The sequence below is a fragment of the Vibrio sp. ES.051 genome (assembly GCF_002563795.1).
Classification (GTDB): Bacteria; Pseudomonadota; Gammaproteobacteria; order Enterobacterales; family Vibrionaceae; genus Vibrio.
This window is the reverse complement of the sequence record NZ_PDJL01000003.1, coordinates 620,648-639,744: the sequence shown is the minus strand read 5'-3', so window position 1 is coordinate 639,744 and position 19,097 is coordinate 620,648. Positions and strand designations below refer to the sequence as shown.

12 protein-coding genes and 1 pseudogene are annotated in these 19,097 nt (G+C 44.3%); 6 read left to right on the top strand and 7 right to left on the bottom strand.

Annotated elements, in window-relative coordinates; genetic code table 11:
* Positions 1-88 precede the first annotated feature (88 nt).
* The 4 genes and pseudogenes from ATG66_RS03590 (at position 89) to ATG66_RS03570 (ending at position 6,493) form a co-directional block, all read left to right on the top strand.
* Positions 89-2,473, top strand: a complete 2,385-nt coding sequence (locus tag ATG66_RS03590) for a fimbria/pilus outer membrane usher protein (protein ID WP_257145722.1) — start codon at positions 89-91, stop codon at positions 2,471-2,473.
* Complete coding sequence (locus tag ATG66_RS03585) at positions 2,463-3,329, top strand: hypothetical protein (RefSeq protein ID WP_098413994.1); 867 nt, start codon at positions 2,463-2,465, stop codon at positions 3,327-3,329. The genes ATG66_RS03590 and ATG66_RS03585 overlap by 11 nt, the downstream gene beginning before the upstream one ends.
* 93 nt (positions 3,330-3,422) lie before the next feature.
* Positions 3,423-4,130, top strand: a complete 708-nt coding sequence (locus tag ATG66_RS03580) for a helix-turn-helix transcriptional regulator (protein ID WP_098413993.1) — start codon at positions 3,423-3,425, stop codon at positions 4,128-4,130.
* Positions 4,131-4,879: 749 nt separating this feature from the next.
* Positions 4,880-6,493 (top strand): annotated as a pseudogene (locus tag ATG66_RS03570) (IS1634 family transposase).
* 125 nt (positions 6,494-6,618) lie between these two features.
* Here ATG66_RS03570 and gcvP read toward each other — a convergent pair.
* The 3 genes from gcvP to ATG66_RS03555 all read right to left on the bottom strand — a co-directional run bounded on the left by gcvP (position 6,619) and on the right by ATG66_RS03555 (position 11,340).
* On the bottom strand, positions 6,619-9,483 hold the full coding sequence (gcvP, locus tag ATG66_RS03565) for an aminomethyl-transferring glycine dehydrogenase (RefSeq protein WP_098413992.1): 2,865 nt from the start codon (positions 9,481-9,483) through the stop codon (positions 6,619-6,621).
* Positions 9,484-9,611: 128 nt separating this feature from the next.
* Positions 9,612-9,992: a glycine cleavage system protein GcvH gene (gene gcvH, locus ATG66_RS03560; RefSeq protein ID WP_046876056.1), complete on the bottom strand. Its 381-nt coding sequence runs from the start codon at positions 9,990-9,992 to the stop codon at positions 9,612-9,614.
* Between the two features lie 52 nt (positions 9,993-10,044).
* Complete coding sequence (locus tag ATG66_RS03555; protein ID WP_098413991.1) at positions 10,045-11,340, bottom strand: serine hydroxymethyltransferase; 1,296 nt, start codon at positions 11,338-11,340, stop codon at positions 10,045-10,047.
* Between the two features lie 379 nt (positions 11,341-11,719).
* Here ATG66_RS03555 and ATG66_RS03550 point away from each other — a divergent pair, with 379 nt between their 5' ends.
* Both ATG66_RS03550 and gcvT read left to right on the top strand, forming a co-directional pair.
* The gene (locus ATG66_RS03550) at positions 11,720-12,346 is read left to right on the top strand and encodes a helix-turn-helix domain-containing protein (protein WP_098413990.1); all 627 of its coding nucleotides are present in this window, start codon (positions 11,720-11,722) and stop codon (positions 12,344-12,346) included.
* A gap of 255 nt (positions 12,347-12,601) precedes the next feature.
* Positions 12,602-13,720 carry a glycine cleavage system aminomethyltransferase GcvT gene (gcvT, locus tag ATG66_RS03545; RefSeq protein WP_098413989.1) on the top strand — a complete coding sequence of 373 codons (1,119 nt, stop codon included), beginning with the start codon at positions 12,602-12,604 and terminating at the stop codon, positions 13,718-13,720.
* Positions 13,721-13,809: 89 nt separating this feature from the next.
* On the opposite strand, the gene vdeR is transcribed toward gcvT, so the two are convergent.
* The 4 genes from vdeR to fruB form a co-directional block, all read right to left on the bottom strand.
* Entirely contained in the window at positions 13,810-14,538 is a 729-nt protein-coding gene (gene vdeR, locus ATG66_RS03540) for an efflux transporter transcriptional repressor VdeR (RefSeq protein WP_098413988.1), read from the bottom strand.
* Positions 14,539-14,887: 349 nt separating this feature from the next.
* Positions 14,888-16,627 carry a PTS fructose transporter subunit IIBC gene (gene fruA, locus ATG66_RS03535; RefSeq protein ID WP_098413987.1) on the bottom strand — a complete coding sequence of 580 codons (1,740 nt, stop codon included), beginning with the start codon at positions 16,625-16,627 and terminating at the stop codon, positions 14,888-14,890.
* Between the two features lie 18 nt (positions 16,628-16,645).
* Positions 16,646-17,617, bottom strand: a complete 972-nt coding sequence (pfkB, locus tag ATG66_RS03530) for a 1-phosphofructokinase (RefSeq protein ID WP_053808450.1) — start codon at positions 17,615-17,617, stop codon at positions 16,646-16,648.
* Positions 17,618-17,626: 9 nt separating this feature from the next.
* The gene (fruB, locus tag ATG66_RS03525) at positions 17,627-18,760 is read right to left on the bottom strand and encodes a fused PTS fructose transporter subunit IIA/HPr protein (RefSeq protein ID WP_098413986.1); all 1,134 of its coding nucleotides are present in this window, start codon (positions 18,758-18,760) and stop codon (positions 17,627-17,629) included.
* Between the last annotated feature and the right edge of the window lie 337 nt (positions 18,761-19,097).

Genomic DNA, 19,097 nt, shown 5'->3' with positions numbered 1-19,097 from the left:
CTACTATAAAATAAAGCATTGGTTACATATTCTAGTCTTGTTACTTTTTGGTTATGTCATTCTAACTTTCTCCGTACTGAGTCAGGAAATTGTGTTGAACCCGACAGGACGAGATATTCAGCTAACATCTTTACTAAGGATAAGTGACACAATATTAGGTGAAGCAGATATTACTATTACTGCAGACAACCAAGTTTTGTTACCAAAAGAAAGTACACTTTCTCTTCTTTCTTCCATCGTGACTCAAGAAGGTATTAAAAATATACGCGCCACAACGGACAATGAAATGCTGTCGCAACGCCATTTCGAGCACGCAGGATTAGGCCTTAAGTTCGATATTTCTTCATTAGAATGTATTATTACTGTACCGCCAGAGTTAAGCTTAATACAGCAACTTTCCATGCGCGCATCAGACGATTTTTATAATTATTCTGAGCCAAGTACGTTTAGCGGGTATCTTAATGTCTCCCTGTCCGCTAATGAAAGTCGATTTATCGAGGAAGAGTCATCTAGAGAGGATCTATATCGTAGCCAATTCGACTCGGCACTCAATATTGGTGATTTAAACTTTGAGTATGAATCATTATTAGAAAATAGTTCCAAACAAAACTCTAAATACGTGAGAGAAGGCTCACGCCTTAATATAGACTCTCCCGAACAAGGAACACGACTTGTACTCGGTGACATGTACAATAGTGGTCAAGCCTTTCAAGACGGAACCGACATTCTTGGTATTGGTATTACTCGCGATTTTACACTTATCCCAACCAGAAACGTACGTCCACGTGCGAATCAATCATTCACGCTTCAAAGAGCTTCAAATGTCGATGTTTATGTTGATGGTATTGCAGTGCAGCGATTAACCTTAGGTGCTGGTAGTTATAACCTTAGCGACATACCACTTGCGCAGGGTAGCAATGATATCGAATTAGTCATTACCGATCGTTCAGGTAATGAAGAACGCATCGAATTTTCTATTGCGACCGGAAACGACTTATTAAATAGCGGTGAGTTTGAATATAGTGTTATGTATGGAGCACCGTCTGAAATCCAGAATGGAAAATTAGAATACCTAACCGATGAACGTATTTTTCATGGTTATATTGATGTTGGCGTTTCACCTTGGTTAACGTTAGGTGTCAATTCCCAAACCCGTGAAGATTTATCCCAATATGGCGCAATAGCACTGGTCGCTTCCGCATGGGGCGTCACTGAATTAAATGTTTCACACAGCGATCACCCAATTTTCGGACGTGGTGATGCATATAAAGTTGCGTTCGATGCAGAGTTTTCTCAAACGAACACATTAGAGCCACAGCTGAGTTTCAGTTACGAATATTTAACCAATAGTTTTACCGGTGTAACTGGGTTTGACGCTTCCGACAACGATATAAATTTAACAACCCACTATGCTTCTGCGTTCGGTTCCATTTATCTTAGCCGTTCTTTACGTGCAGCCATGACCCTCAACTATCGCTCTGGCATCGACGAAGAAAATGATTATTGGCTTATTAGTCCGAGTCTATCGGCCGGATTATTTGATACGCCAGCTACTTGGAGTGCGCGTGTTAGCTATCAACATAACGAAAGTGGGGGCGATGACATCAGTTCCACGTTCACAATAAGCTGGCCGTTCAGCAGACAAACACGTGTTGTTGGTCGTTATTCAACAGAGCTTGATGAGGTAGCATTAGATTACAGCTATCAAAATAATATTGGCAATACTGGTGGTGTATCAGCTTTTGCCAGTGCCATTACTAACAGAGAAAATGATGCCGATATGGATGTAGGTGTTAACTATACTGCAAACCGTTACGAATTGAATGCGAGTCATACTTCGCGACTGGAGGATATAAGTGGCGACACACGAAACCATAGCACTGACATTAAAATAAGCAGTGCTCTTGCATTTTCAGGTTCATCCGTAACGATCGGCAGACCGGTTCGTGAAGCCTTTGCCATTATCAGTAAACACGATAGTCTCGCAGAGAATGAAGTTGCTATCGACCCTACTAGAGATGGCGAGCATGCACGCGTTTACCTTGATGGTGGCGCAAGTGCCATGGTCCCTGACCTTGTTGCTTATAATAGTCAAATCATCAGTTACGAGGTAGAAAATTTACCACCAGGGTATAACTTAGGTGATGGTGCTTTTTGGGTTAAGCCAGGGTATAAAAAAGGATTCCAGCTACAGATAGGCTCCGATGCTGTATTGACAGTTATTGGTAAACTATACGATCGTCAAAGTAACAGTCCTATTTCACTTGTAGCAGGCTTTGCTCAGTATCTTGGTAAAACAAAACAATCACCGATTGAATTTTTTACAAATCGTAACGGCGTATTTGCGATATCTGGATTAAAACCTGGACAATATCAGCTCATACTCGATACTAAAGAACAAGAGTCAGTCATCATTAACCTCAGTGAACGCAGTGACACTTTGATCAGATTAGGAGAGCTGTATGTGGATTAAACGACTTATGTGTATTGCATGGAGTTCACTTGTCTTAAGCAGTTTTCCTTCTGCCCTTGCTTGTGAGGCTAGCTCATTATCTATTCAACCAGTATCAGCACAATCACAATACGACGTCTTTAATGCAGGTACTTTCGCAACGATAAGTACTTATCGCATTAGCGCAAATATAATCGGCGAACAGTGTAAGCTGAACTTAGTTTTACAACTTGATGACACGAGCCGATCGTTAAAAGGTTCAGCTCAAGATAAACTAACATTTGAGTGGAGTGGACAATTTGGTACGTCGGTGGCTAATCAATGGCATTTATCCTTAACCGACAGTCAACCTTCGGCAACGGTACAAATGCGCTTCCCTAGCAAACAATGGTTAACATCAGGAACTTATCGAGGTCTTTTGGAGGTTTATGGTAATAATCAAATAGAAATTAGCCCTAGCTCATTACCTGTCGCCGTAAACGTACCGCCGGCTGCGAAAATTCATTTTTATGGGTTACAGCAACAACACTATGATCTTGATTTAGGAACATTATATTCAAACAAAATCATCAACTCATCACCCAACCTATGGGTTCAAAGCAATACTGCTTACACTGTCGTTGTGGAATCATCTCATCAAGGAATGTTACGACATGAGTCTAATGACCCAAAATGGGACATTCCATATCAACTTTCTCTCGACAACGATAGAGTTAGCCTTAAGCAGCTTGATGCACGAATTCAACGTCATGCAGCAACGGTTGGTCAACCGATCTCTTTAAGTTTTGTTGTTGGTGAAACAGTGAACAAACCAGGGGGCCGATATGATGATACATTACAGATTTCCATTGAACCTCGCCTTTCGCAGCAACCATAAAGCTGTCAAATTATTAAAAATAACTAGAAATATATCGTTCCTTTGTCTACTTTTTATAATTAAATACTAGAGTTACCAATTTAGGGGTTGAAGATGCATTCCGGTGAATATAAAAATAATAAAAAAAACAAGTTTAAGCATATACTTCTGATTGGTGATAATTGTATTAACAATCAATTCATTCAACGAGAAATAGAAAAAAATAGTTATTTTTCACTTAGTAGGACATGCATCTTGGACATCGAAAGGTCAAGTAAGCCTAGATCCTCCGACGTCGTTCTAATTAGCTATCTTGTTTTGAGCGTTATCAAAGATATAAATGTAACCTTATCAAAGGTTACATCCAATAAATGGGTGATTTATGATTTCCCAAAAGATATTGTGGGTAAAAGTATTGCAGAAATGCAATTTATCAACTTCATGAATTTAAAAGGTATTATCTATCAAGATGCACCTATAGAACATCTTACACGTTGTTTGAAAACAGTATGTGACGATGATCTATGGCTGCCGAGAAAACTAATGTCTCAGATGCTATCTAATTTACATCCTTATGCGATTCACTCTCAAGAAATTCTATCAAACCTTACTAAAAGGGAAATACAAATATTTAAACGTATCATTGAAGGGAATTCAAATTTGGAAATATCAGAAGACCTATTTATCGCTGAAAGTACTGTAAAAACGCATATATATAACATATATAAAAAGCTCAACGTTACCAATCGTAAAGAAGCAATTCAAAAGGCTATGTGCATTAAGAATTTATATTTTTCCTCAAAGTCTGACCTGAAAACATGAGGAATTGAGTTAAACGTATTCAACCTTTTTGATTTGCAAGGCTTAACAATCACGAAATAAACAAGAATTCGAACAAATGCATGATTCTGCTCGTGATGGTAGCGCCTGTGACCGTATCAAAGTGGTTCTGGTTGGAGTAATGCAATACGAAATGGCGGTTGTTCGCCAGTAACTCTTTACCTACGAGGCATTTACAAAGCACTACTGTGACATAGTTAACTTGAGCCCACCTTCATTTGAGTGACCTTTTTCGGGCTGAAATCTAGAGGTATAAATAATAAAACATTGCCTTCACCGCAAAATTTCGATTCGACTGAAGAAGTGAAAGATATCATCCATTTTCTATTGAATAAATTGGCAGCGCTTGAAGAACGACTGAGTCAAAATAGCCGAAATCCCTCCGTACCGTACCTCCATCTCAACAACCTTCGCATAGTAAAGTCAGAACACTTCTCCCAACAGGAAAAAGCAAGGGACTCAACCAGAGTATCAAGCTCATCGCCGACTCAGGAGGTTAAGGAAAAGTTGGCTTCACTGGCTCAAGTTATAGACTCGTTGGTCTCAAGAATTACGGATAATTTTTAGTTCTTGGAACCTGGACCTTAAAGTGGAGTATATCCGTCATTCCGCAGCCAATTTCAGAATTAAAATAATGTGATCCAGTGATCGTTTACAACTGTTAGTGCGACAGACATCTTGACCGCGATCCCCAGTTTTGATCTATTACTGTTATTTAATGGTCACTTATTATGTCTGCTGCTCAACCTGTCATTAAACGCCTAGACCACTTAGGGTTAATCGCTGCTTTCTGTCATGAAGTCGATTTACCAGGCATTATTGATCGCATCATTCCCAAGTACTCGGATCACAACGTCTCACACGGCGATGCAGTCTTAGCAATGATTCTTAATGGTCTTGGCTTTCACAGTAGAACGCTGCATATGTTCTCTGACTTCTTCGAGACGAAGCCTGTTGCCAAGTTGCTCGCTAAAGACATTGAAGCGCACCATTTAACTGACGATGTACTCGGACGTACGTTAGATGCTTTATATGAAGCTGATGTGTCCGCACTTTATTAAGCGATTGCAGAGCATATCGTTGATAAGCTTGGGCTTAAAGCAGACTCTGTCCACCTTGATATCACGAGTTTTCATGTCGATGGTGAATACGCCCAAGACGAAGATCTTAATGCCATCAAACTGATAAAAGGCTACAGCCGAGACCACCGTCCAGAGCTAAATCAAGTGGTCCTTGAGTTGATTTGTGAAAACCAAGCAGGCCTACCTGTTTACATGCAAGCGCTCAGTGGCAACACCAATGATGCTAAGGCATTTTCAGAGGTCACTAAACGGCATATTCATTGCCTAAAGGCAGCTCAAAACAGTCGCTACTTCATCGCTGATGCCGCTCTATACACCGAGGAAAGCATTCGTTCACTGGATGAGCAACAACAGAAGTTTATTACGCGTGTTCCAATGACCATTAAGTCAGCCAAAGAAGCCTTAATGAACCTTGAGCCAGAGCAGTTGAACCGTATCGGCAATGGCTACTCGGGTTGCTGGGTTGATGCTGACTATGGCTCGGTATCTCAGAAGTGGCTGTTGGTTCATAGTGAACAAGCAACCAAGCGAGAAGAAGCAACGCTCTATAAGAACTTAGACAAAAATATCACCAAAGAGCTGAAAGCACTGGGACAACTAATGAAAAAGAAGTTTGCTTGCGCAGTGGATGCCGAGCAAGCAATGAGCGACTTCGCTAGCCAGTGTTATTTGCTTGGCTTTGCGCAACCAACCATCGTTAAAGAGCCAATCTATTCAGGTCGCGGTCGGCCGAAGAAAGACGCAGAGCCAACGGGATACCACTATTTGATAGATGCTACGCCTTATACCGATCTAGAAAAAGTGAAAATGGCCAAGCTTAAAGTAGGTATGTTTATTCTCGCCACCAACGATACTGACTACGCCGATCTAACAATGGCTGCGCTACTTGAGCATTACAAGTCTCAGCAAAAGGTAGAGCGCGGATTTCGCTTCTTGAAGAGCCCTGAGTTCCTAACATCATCAATTTTCCTGAATAAACCTCAGCGAATCGAGGCATTGCTGATGATCATGACGCTTAGCCTACTCGTTTACGCAAGCTTAGAGCACAAAATCCGAGAGAGTCTCACTAAGACCGAGGAATTCTTTCCTAGCATGGTAAAGAACAAGACGACAACCAAACCGACGGCACGTTGGGTATTCTTAAAATTCGAAGGTATCGACACACTCGAATTTGGCGGTCAAAGCTTCATCACGGGTGTTCAGGAGCATCAGACTCGGCTGCTTAAGCTTCTTGGCGTACTGTATGAAGCGGTTTATTCCTAAATTGGCTGCGGAATCTCGGGTATAGAGCGACTATTACTTGCAACAAAAAAATAGACAAACCGAAGTTTGTCTATTTTTTATTACTTTATCATCCAAATTTTAAATGCTTGGACACAACTACGAAATTAATCTTCGTAGTTGTCGATGCTTGGGCACGAACAGATTAGGTTACGGTCGCCATAAACATTATCTACGCGGTTTACTGTTGGCCAGTATTTCCAAGATTTGGTTGCTTTCGACGGGAAGCTGCCAAGTTCGCGAGAGTATGGGCGATCCCACTGTTCTGCTGAAAGATCAACTTGAGTGTGAGGCGCATTAACAAGCGGGTTGTTCTCTAATGGCCACTCGCCATTCTTCACTTTTTCCATTTCTTCTCGGATAGCAATCATTGCATCACAGAAACGCTCCAGTTCTGCTAGGTCTTCAGATTCTGTTGGCTCAACCATCAGCGTGCCCGCAACAGGGAATGACATCGTTGGTGCGTGGAAACCGTAGTCCATCAGACGTTTGGCAATGTCTTCTTCGCTGATCCCTATCTCTTCTTTAAGCGGACGGATGTCAATAATACATTCGTGCGCTACTCGGCCGGTTTTACCACGGTAAAGAACAGGGTAGTGTTGACGAAGTGTCTCCATCACGTAGTTCGCGTTCAGGATTGCCACTTTCGTTGCATCTGTCAGACCTGCTTCGCCCATCATGGCGATGTAAGCCCAAGAAATTGGCAAGATAGACGCGCTGCCCATGTCGGCTGCAGATACTGCGAAGTCTTCACCTTCTACGCCGTCTTCAATATGGCCTGGTAGGAAAGGCGCTAGGTGTGATTTGACACCGATAGGCCCCATGCCAGGACCGCCGCCACCGTGAGGAATACAGAAGGTTTTGTGTAGGTTTAGGTGAGAAACGTCTGAACCAATAAAACCTGGTGAAGTTAGACCAACCTGCGCGTTCATGTTTGCGCCGTCGAGATAAACCTGACCGCCTACCGCATGAACCATTTCACATACTTCTTTCACTTGCTCTTCATACACGCCGTGCGTAGAAGGGTAAGTGATCATGATGCTTGATAGGTTGTCTTTATGTTTCTCGATTTTCGCTGCTAGGTCATCGATGTCGATGTTGCCTTCTTCATCACACTTAACTACCACCACTTTCATTGACACCATAGAGGCTGTTGCAGGGTTAGTACCGTGCGCAGAGCTTGGGATCAAACAAACGTTGCGGTGACCTTCGCCACGGCTCTCGTGGTAACGTTGAATCGCAATAAGACCAGCGTACTCACCCGATGCACCAGAGTTTGGTTGTAGTGAAAATGCGTCGTAGCCTGTGATTTCACAAAGCTTCTCTTTTAGATCTTCCGCTAATGCGGCGTAACCGGCTGCTTGCTCTGCTGGTGCAAACGGGTGAATGGAACTAAACTCTGGCCAAGTGATTGGGATCATCTCTGCCGCCGCGTTCAACTTCATCGTACAGCTGCCTAGTGGGATCATGCCGTGCGTTAGCGAGAAGTCTTTGTTCTCTAGCTGTTTCAGGTAACGCATCATTTGCGTTTCACTGTGGTGCGTGTTGAATACAGGGTGAGTTAGGTATTCTGTTGTACGGCGTAGCGCTTCTGGAATCGCGGCAAACTCGTTGCCAGCGATTTCTGTTGATAATGCTGCCGCTTTTTCTTTCACGCCAAAGACTGTGAATAGGGCTTCTACGTCTGCAACGGTAGTAGTTTCGTCACAGCTGATACCGAGCTTGCCTTGAAGTAAGCGCAGGTTAATATCCGCTGCGAGTGCTTTTGCGTATAGCTCTTCTGTTTTTGAACCAGTGTTGATGGTGATGGTATCGAAGAAGCTGTTATGAGCGAGTTCAAAGCCGCCTTTGGTTAGGCCAGCAGCAATAATTGCAGTCATATGGTGTGTACGACGAGCAATCGTGCGTAGACCTTCTGCGCCGTGATAAACCGCGTAGAAAGATGCCATGTTTGCTAGCAATGCTTGCGCGGTACAGATGTTCGATGTCGCTTTTTCGCGGCGGATATGCTGCTCACGTGTTTGCATTGCCATACGCAGTGCTTGGTTGCCGTTAGTATCGATAGAAACACCGATAACACGACCTGGCATGGTGCGCTTGTGTTTGTCACGCGTTGCCATGAATGCCGCGTGTGGGCCGCCGTAACCCATAGGCACGCCGAAACGTTGAGCAGAACCGATTGCTACGTCTGCGCCCATTTCACCTGCTGGTTTAAGTAGGGTAGAAGCAAGCAGATCAGTGGCAACAGTGACAAGCGTTTTGTTTGCTTGCGCTTTGGCGATGATGTCCGTTAGGTCACGAACTTCACCTGTTGTGCTTGGGTATTGAACTAATGCGCCGAACACGTCTTGCTCTGGTAGGGATTCTAGCGAACCAACCAGAACTTCAAAACCGATGAATTTTGCACGAGTTTTGACGACTTCTAGCGTTTGTGGGTGAACATCATCCGCCACAAAGAATACGTTGCTCTTGCTCTTACCTGCACGCTTACACAGAGTCATTGCTTCTGCTGCCGCTGTTGCTTCGTCTAGCAATGAGGCGTTCGCGATTTCCATACCAGTTAGGTCGATGATCATTTGTTGGAAGTTTAAGAGTGCTTCCAAGCGACCTTGAGAGATTTCAGGTTGGTAAGGTGTGTAAGCTGTGTACCAGCCAGGGTTTTCTAGCACGTTACGTAGAATGACGTTTGGAGTAAACGTGTTGTAGTAGCCTTGGCCAATGAATGTACGTTTAATTTGGTTTTGTTTAGCAAACTGCTTCATCGTCACTAACATGTCTGCTTCGCTTTTCGCTTCTGCCAACGTCATTGGTTGTTCTAGGCGAATTTGTGCAGGCACGGTTTCTTCGATGAGGGCGTCAAGGCTTACCGCGTTGATGGCATCCAACATTTTTTGTTGGTCTGATTTGCTTGGTCCGTTGTGGCGTCCAACGAACTCATGTTGTGTGCTGAGGCTTTGAAGTAATTCAGTCATTGTCCTTTACCTACTCCTTGGCTCGGGTAACGGAAATGGTCGTTAGTGACACATTTAATTATACGTCCGAACCTAGAAAAAAAGCTGCTCTCTAAACAGGCTAGGGAACAGCTTTCGTCACATCCTAATTACTCTTCTTCGATAGAGTTTAGGTATTCTTCCGCGTCTTTTAAGTCATCCAACTCTGATGGGTTTGAAAGCTTCACTTTCACAATCCAACCACCTTCGTACGGTTCTTCATTGATTAGCTCTGGGCTGTCTTCTAGTTCTTCGTTGATTTCTACTATTTCACCAGTAACCGGAGAGTAGATATCTGACGCTGCTTTTACAGACTCAACCAAAGAGAAGCTTTCACCTGCTTCTACTTCGTCTTCTACGTCTGGTAGGTCTACGAATACTACGTCACCCAACATTTCTTGCGCATGCTCAGAAATACCAAGTGTTACTGTGCCGTCACCGTTGTCACGTACCCACTCGTGGCTATCTGTAAACTTCAGTGTTTTGTCCATTGCTTAATCTCCAAATAACTTGTCAGGAATTATTGTGATTTTAAAAAATCGTTTACTGGTAAAGAGGGAAGCGACTGCAAAGTTCTTTAACTTCTTTGCGAACGCGTTTTTCAACATCAGCGTCACCTTCTGGGTTGTTCACCAAACCATCCAGTACGTCACCAATCCAATTACCGATGAGTTTGAATTCTTCAGCGCCAAAGCCGCGGCTTGTCCCCGCAGGCGTTCCTAAACGGATGCCCGATGTAATCATAGGCTTCTCTGTATCGAATGGGATGCCATTTTTATTGCATGTGATCCCAGCACGCTCTAATGCTTCTTCTGCTTTGTTGCCTTTCAGCCCTTTAGGGCGAAGATCAACCAGCATCAGATGCGTGTCTGTGCCACCCGTTACGATATCGCAACCGCGAGTTTGCAATACTTCCGCTAGGACTTTTGCGTTATTGATCACCGAACTAATATAAGTCTTAAATTCAGGGCCAAGCGCCTCACCAAACGCGACAGCTTTAGATGCGATAACGTGCATCAGTGGGCCGCCTTGTAAGCCAGGGAATACGGCTGAGTTGATTTTTTTAATGATGTCTTCGTGGTTCGTCAGAATCATACCACCACGTGGGCCACGCAATGTTTTGTGCGTGGTTGTAGTCACAACGTGTGCGTGCGGAAGTGGGCTAGGGTGTGCACCCGTTGCGATAAGCCCGGCGATGTGCGCCATATCAACCATTAAGATGGCGCCAACGTCGTCTGCGATTTCACGAAATTTTGCAAAATCGATAGTCCGTGGTATTGCACTACCGCCTGCGATGATCATCTTTGGTTTGTGTTGTAAGGCCAGTGCACGAACGTCGTCGTAGTTGATTTCTAGTGTGGCACGATCTACGCCGTATTGGACCGCATTAAACCATTTACCAGAAAGAGCAGGGCGTGCTCCGTGTGTTAGGTGACCACCAGCGTCTAAAGACATACCAAGAATGGTATCTCCAGGCTGAAGAAGCGCCAGTTTTACTGCGCCGTTAGCTTGCGCACCTGAGTGAGGTTGAACGTTTGCGTATTCGCAATTAAAAAGTTTTTTTGCACGTTCGATTGCAATGGCTTCTACAGTATCAACATGCTCACAACCACCATAATAACGGCGACCCGGGTAACCTTCAGCGTATTTGTTTGTTAGGCATGTGCCTTGAGCTTGCATGACCGCTTTAGAAACAATGTTCTCAGAAGCGATAAGTTCGATTTGTTCGTTTTGGCGAGCGGATTCTGCCTGAATTCCAGCAAAGACAGCATCATCTGTCGCAGAGAGGTTGGTAGAGAAAAAGTTTTCCAAGCTGTGGTTAGGGTAACTCTTATTCATGGTAGTTGACCTTCCAAATCTGAAAATGAACCCGCAATAAAATAAATGATTGATTTGCAGTGGTGGTTCATTTGTCCTCAAAACAGCTGAACTGCATAGCAGAACAGAGTGAACATCCAGCCCTAAAAGGTGGGCAAAAACTCCGTCGGATTGCGTGTTTCCTTTACCAATCACTTACGGAAATAGGCATCTCTACATCTAACAAGTTGGTAACATAGCGGCTGTGACAGGAACAATCAACCAAAAATTTCCTATAGGAAACTAGATTTCAAAATTTGTTAACAAGAGCACGCTTTAATTCATTGGTGGACTTTTATCCACTATAGGCTTCATGCACAATGCAGATAGGAAGAAATTAAGGATATCTGTAGAGGGATTTATGGCAGAAAGTACTTACGATGAATACCCATCGATGACGCTAGCAAAAGAGCAGCAAGACCAAAATATTGAGCCACTCAAATTAGGCCAGCGTATTAAAGATATTCGTTCGAAACTTGGGATCACACTAGAAGAAGCCAGTCAGCGAACTGGCCTTGCTCGTTCTACCCTAAGCAAAATAGAGAATGAGCAGATCTCCCCTACGTTCCAAGCTATGCAGAAACTAGCACTTGGACTGCAAATTGATATGCCACAACTCTTTGAACCACCAAGAAAAAAAGTGGCAACTGGACGTAGAGACATTACCAAAAAATACCAAGGTAAACCGCACCCGACCCAAACCTACGAACATGAGCTGCTGGCGACTCAACTTTCCAATAAGAAAATGATGCCGTTTAAGAGCCAAATTCGCGCTCGTAGTTTTGACGAATACAAAGACTGGGTTCGCCACGATGGCGAAGAGTTTCTGCTTATTTTATCTGGCGAGGTGATGTTCTATTCGGAATTCTATGAGCCCGTTATTTTAAGTGAGGGCGACAGTGTTTATTACGATGCCAATATGGGACATATGTTGACCAGTGTCAGCGAAGAAGATGCGCACATTTTATGGGTGACGGCTAAGCAGTGATAAAAGTTACAACTTTCCTATAGTGGAAGCAATCGATTGCTTTTGGCGGGAGTTATAATAAAAGGGCGTTATAACGGCAATACTTTGCTCACTAAGACACTTTTAGGGTGTGCTTTGTTGTGATTAAAATGTTAAGAGTCACACTTTTGCAAGCCGAACGGTGTCTTGTTCGTGCAAAATAGAATGAGCCATGTTTATTATTGGAAACACATCGAATGCCATAGCATTCTCGGGTCTATCTAAATGGAGACGAAAATGACTCAAGAACTACTGAAAACACCACTACACGCACTTCATGTTGAAGTTGGTGCCAAAATGGTCCCGTTCGCGGGTTACGATATGCCTGTTCAGTATCCTTTGGGCGTAAAGAAGGAACACTTACACACTCGTGATGCGGCAGGTCTGTTTGATGTTTCTCATATGGGCCAAGTTCGCTTAGTTGGTGACGGTGCTGCTGCATTCTTAGAGACATTAGTACCTGTAGACATCGTGGATCTTGAGTCAGGCAAGCAGCGTTATGCCTTCTTCACTAATGAAGAGGGCGGCATTATGGACGACTTGATGGTTGCTAATCTAGGCGATCATCTTTTTGTGGTTGTGAACGCGGCATGCAAAGAGCAAGACATTGCACACCTACAAGCGCATTTGCCATCTGGTGTTGAGCTAGAAATTATCGAAGATCGCGCTTTGCTTGCAATCCAAGGCCCTAAAGCGGCGGCTGTATTGGCGCGTTTTTCGCCGGAAGTTTCTGACATGGTATTCATGGATATACGTCAAGTAGAGATCTTAGGTGCTGAATGCGTTGTTTCTCGCAGTGGTTACACTGGCGAAGATGGTTACGAGGTTTCTGTTCCTGCAGATAAAGCAGAAGAGCTAGCACGTAAATTGACCGCGGAAGAAGAAGTCGAATGGATTGGCCTTGGTGCTCGTGATTCACTTCGTCTTGAGTGTGGTCTTTGCCTATACGGTCATGACCTAGACACAGCAACAACGCCTGTAGAAGCGAGCTTGTTATGGGGCATACAAAAGGTTCGTCGTATCGGCGGTGAACGTGAAGGTGGTTTCCCGGGTGCTGATATTATTCTTAAGCAGATCGAGACAAAAGATGTGGCGCGTAAGCGTGTAGGGTTAGTTGGTCAAACTAAAGCACCAGTGCGTGAAGGTGTAGAGCTGTTTGATGCTGATGGTATCAAAATTGGTGTTGTAACCAGCGGTACTGCCGGTCCTAATGCAGGAAAGCCCGTCTCAATGGGTTATGTTCGTGCTGACTTAGCCGCGATTGGTACCGAGTTATATGCTGAAGTGCGCGGTAAAATGTTGCCAATGACGGTTGAGAAAATGCCATTTGTGCCACAGCGTTACCACCGAGGTTAATAAGCCAAACTAAAAATGCCGAGTTTTTAGCTCGGCATTTTTATATCACTCTATTTGACTAGCTAGGCGAGCATTCTCTTTTCCACCGCTTACCTGATCGCGTTATCAATCGTGCAGCACATGTCGATAACGATATCTTCAAGTTTTTCCGGATGAATCATGTCTTCTTTGGCTATCCCAAACTGAGACGCCATGATCGTATTGAACAGCTCCCAGTGTTTAATCAGCATTTTTTCGCGCTTATCTGCAATGTCAGGCCATGTTTCTTGCATCATCGGAGTGAGACTGATTGCACCATGTGCAAAAATCAACATCTGCCACTTTGATTCCCATTGATCAAATTGCGCGTCAGGGTTCTGACTATTATATTGCTCGAAAATTCCGGTAAATATCGCGGCGAATTCATCTTTTGATTTTAAGAAGTATTGCAGTAGGGCACCATCATCACCTTGACGAATGGCATCGGCGATCATCTGTATCGGATGCGGATTAACGAGCGCAAATGCCAGCATGCGAACCATGAACAGATAAATTTTTCTATTCGAAGGTGTGTTCTCAGGCATCTCATTGATTAATTCAGCCATATAGCACTGCATGAATTCATCCATCGCGTCGCTAACCGCTTGCCAAATCTTCTCTTTGCTGCCGAAGTGGTGACGGATCAAACTATGTGAAACACCAGCCTTTTCACTGATATTGCGCAGTGAGACACGCTCGTAACCAAGTTCACAAAACATATCTGCTGCCACTTTAAGGATCAGACATTTGGTGTGTTCTGCGGCCTCGGCACTTCTGCGCCCCTGCTTTCTCTCATTCATAGTTCGAACTTTCCCGAATATTAGTCAACACGTTTATTTTTACCAGAAACCAAACGCTTTGACTAATGAATTTATTTTCCACACGGATAATATACTAATCAGTTTAACTTCATAGTTAATACTATACATATCCATGTAATATAACTGAGCCGATGGACGCCAGTGAGTGTCTATTATTTTATGTTTAAGCATTTAGCAACTTATCAAGCAACGATGAATGTGAGTAGTGGGAATGTGGATAGCAAAGCGGTTCCGGCGACGGAATAAAAAACACCTCCCTTAACCTAAATTAAAGGGAGGTGCTGAATGCCAAATTCGAGGGTGGCATTGTTAACCGAAGTAATCTTGCCTATGCAGTCACTTGTTGTTTTTCTTCTGCTTTACTTTTCAACAATGCGTAAGTAAAGCCAGTTACTGCGGTACCAGCTGCGATAGCCACTAAGTACATTAACACTGGTGAAATTGCGTTAGGAATTAACAGCACGAACAGACCGCCGTGTGGTGCCATTAATTTTGCACCGAACAGCATAGATAGGGCACCAGTAAGCGCGCCACCTACCATACAAGATGGAATCACACGCATTGGATCTTTGGCGGCAAATGGAATTGCGCCTTCAGAGATGAAACACAGACCCAATACAAAAGATGCTTTACCTGCCTCACGTTCATTTTGTTCAAATTTGTTCTTCGCAATGAAGGTCGCTAAACCCATACCTAGCGCAGGAACCATACCTGCTGCCATGATTGCTGCCATTGGCGCGTAAGTTTGCGAAGCCAATAGACCGACGCCAAATGCGTAAGCGGCTTTGTTTACTGGGCCACCTAGGTCGAAACACATCATCGCACCAAGAATAATACCTAGCAGAACTGCACTGTCAGATCCCATGTTGTTTAGGAAGTCAGTCAGGCCGTTCATGATGCCTGAAACTGGGCCACCTACGATGTAGATCATCACAAGGCCAGTGAACAGTGTTGCCACAAATGGAATGATCAGAATTGGTTTAAGCGCTTCCATCGATTGTGGGAGTTTTACTTTGTCCGCAAGGAGCTTCGCCGCGTAACCGGCAATGAAGCCAGCTGCGATGCCACCTAGGAAACCGGCACCTGTTGAGCTTGCCAGCATACCGCCAACAAGACCAGGAGCCAGACCCGGACGGTCAGCAATTGAGAACGCGATGTAACCCGCAAGAACAGGAATCATCAATGCGAATGCAGAGCCACCACCAATGTTCATCAACGCTGCTGCTAGCGTGCCTTCTTCTTTAAATGCTTCAATACCAAACACGAACGATAGGGCGATGATCAAACCACCCGCGACAACCACAGGCAGCATGTGCGATACCCCTGTCATCAAGTGTTTGTAAGCGCCTTTCTTCTCATCCGCTGCCGAAGCAGAATTTGCAGAACCTGAGTGTTGGTAAATCGTGGCTTGCTCGAATGCTTTATCCATCTCTTCGGCTGTTTTCTTCAGAGCTGGGCCTGTTTTCGTGCGGTACATCTTTTTGCCGTTGAAGCGATCAAGTGGCACTTCGATATCTGCAGCAATGATCACTAGATCAGCGTCTGCGATGTCTTGATCTGTCAGTTGGTTTTTCGCACCAACTGAACCACGAGTTTCCACCTTGATTTGATGGCCACGGCGTTTGCCTTCTTCTTCTAGCGCTTCTGCTGCCATAAAGGTATGCGCAACGCCAGTAGGACAAGCGGTGATTGCGACAATTTTCTTCGCTGCTGATGTTGCTTCAGGAGTGATAGGGGCTGCAAGTGTGGTTGCTTTTTCAAGTAAAGTGGCGTTTTCAACCGCTTGCTGGAGAAACGCAGTTGCGTCTTTTGCTACTTCGCTGATTTCCGCTTGGTAAACCTTTTTCCCTACGAAACGAGAAGTATCCACGCTAGTATTTGCCGCAATGATAATGACTTCTGCTTGTTCAACGTCAGCTTCCGTCAGCAGTGTAGGTTCAACTACACTTGATTGACATTCGATTTTTGCATTCCAGGTTAATTTTGCGGCTGCTTGTTCTAGTAACCCTGCCGCAAGGATGCTATTTGCAACACCGCTCGGACAGGCAGTAATAATGGCAATATTCATACGATAACCTTCTGTTCCTTAGTTTTGTTCTAAGTTTGTAATAGGGTAAAGCTCGCTAACTTCAGTTTGCTGCTTGATGTTCTCCAGTTCTTCCTGACTGGTTAGCCCTACGCCGACTTGACTAACTGCCAAGGCAGAAAGTGCTGTAGCGAAGCGCAATAAATCGTTTTTCGGCATCAGTTGCATGTGGCCCCAACACAAGCCAGCAACTAGCGTATCGCCTGCGCCAACGGTGCTTACCACATTCATTCGAGGGGGTTGTGCACGAAGCCATTTGCCTTGGTTTAGCCACATCACACCGTCAGCGCCCATCGACACAACAATGTTCTCGATGCCTTTGTCACTCAGTGTTTGCGCGGCGGCTTGGCATTGTTCTGGTGTTTCTAGGTGTTCGCCAACAAAATCACCAAGTTCTTCATCGTTAGGCTTAATCAACCATGGGTGAGCCTCAATACCTGATTTCAATGCGGCTTTACTGCTGTCGAACAACACCTTTTTGCCTTGTTGATGCAGTGCTTTTATCCACGCAGCACATTGTTCGGCGGTTACGCCTCCAGGTAAGCTACCTGCAAGCACAAAGTAATCGTGAGTCTTTGCGAGACGGAATAGCGTCTCCTCAAAGCGAGCAATTTCGTCAGCCGTTACTTGAACACCAGGGAAGTTAATGTCACTAACGTTGCCATTAGCCTCAACGAGCTTGACGTTGATACGAGTGGCACCTTGTACTTCTACAAACTCATTCTTGACGCCGATGTCATTGAAAAGCTGATGAAATAGCTCTGGGTTATCTTTACCGAGAAAGCCGGTAACCGTGACATCTGCGCCTAAATCGCTCAACACTTTTGCTACGTTGACACCTTTACCTGCAGCATGGAGATTGCTTTGCTGCACTAGGCTCACGGAACCAACGTTTAGCTCATTTACTGAACCTGTTAAATCCAATGCCGGGTTGAGCGTAATAGTGACAACTTTACTTGTTTTGTTCGTCATATCGGCTCCTTAACCTTCACCAAGGCCAGAAGCGATAGCATTCCCGATAGACTCCAAGGCTTGCGGTGCATCAGGGCCTTCCGCAGTAAATTGAAGTTGATGACCGTGCTTAACGCCAAGCGCAATGACTTTCATTAGGCTCTTCGCGTTTACTGTTTTGCCATCACCGTCTAGGTTGGCAACGCGAATGGTGGATTCAAATTTTTTCGCTTCCGCCACTAACATTGCACCCGGACGAGCATGTAAACCATGAGAGTTTTTGATTTTAAATACAGCGGTATTGCCTTCTTCTGAAGATGCGGCTGTGACTTCTTCACCTTTAAACAAAGCAAGAATCTGTTCTACTGATGCATCTAAAAGCTTGCCGTGCTCATTGTTAAACACAATATGAGAAAGCGTTTTTAGGATAGGCTGGTGAGCATTGTTACATGCCGCAAACGCGACAAGTGCACGCACTTTTTGACCTTCATATTCGCAGTCGTTTGCCGTCGAGACAAATGACACGCCTGTGCGAGTTACATGTTTGTCACTGCCAATTAACCAAAGGCCATTACCTAAGTGAGTTGGTGTTTTGGTAACGAGATCTGCGACGAACTCGTTATCAGCACAGCCCGTGTTTTTCAAAAGACCACCAGCAACAGCACTCATTTGTAGCATATCGCTCGCAGGGAACATAAGTTGAATTAAAGAAGCGTCAAAGTCTGCTTCAAGCTGAACATCACCGTGGAGCAGGGCAATAATCTCGTCTTCATTTTTTGCATTACGTAGGCGTTCTTCTACGCCGTCAGCGCCTAGCACTTTCGTTAGCTGTTTAAGAATGCCAAGGTGCTCATCAGATTTAGCTGCAATGCCGATAGCGACGAATACCGTGTTACCACCACCCCAGTCGACACCTTGTGGAAAGTGGTGCACAGCAACACCCGTTGTTTTCACCATTGAGCGAGTGTCAGTCGTGCCGTGCGGGATGGCAATACCGTTCCCCAAAAACGTAGAGTTTTGGTTTTCACGGTTTAGCATGCCTTCCACATAACTTTGTTCAACAAGGCCTTTGTCTGTCAGGCTTTGCGCAATATTCTTGATTGCTGCAAACTTATCTGTCGCTGATTGCGAGAGGGTAATGTCGTTCTTATTTAGCTTAAGCATGGTGCTTCTCCAGCCTTAAGGTATCAATTTAAAAATGTATTCTGTGTGAGAAGTTGAACGCTGCTTCTGCTGAGCGCTTATCACTCCTCAAACCATTCTATTTTTCAAGCTAAATCGATTCAGCTTATTGGTAAATTTTTTAAAAGACTCAGAAAAACTATTTTAAAAACTGACGTTAACAAATGAGTCTTTGGCGCTGTCCTATAGCCTAGCCTACAAATTGGTTTGTTGTGTATTCAGGTGATTTACGTCAATTTTTAAGTTTTGCTGAATCCTTTCAGCTTTTATACTGAATCGGTTCAGCTTATAATTCAACTTATCGAAAGATCGCTGATGT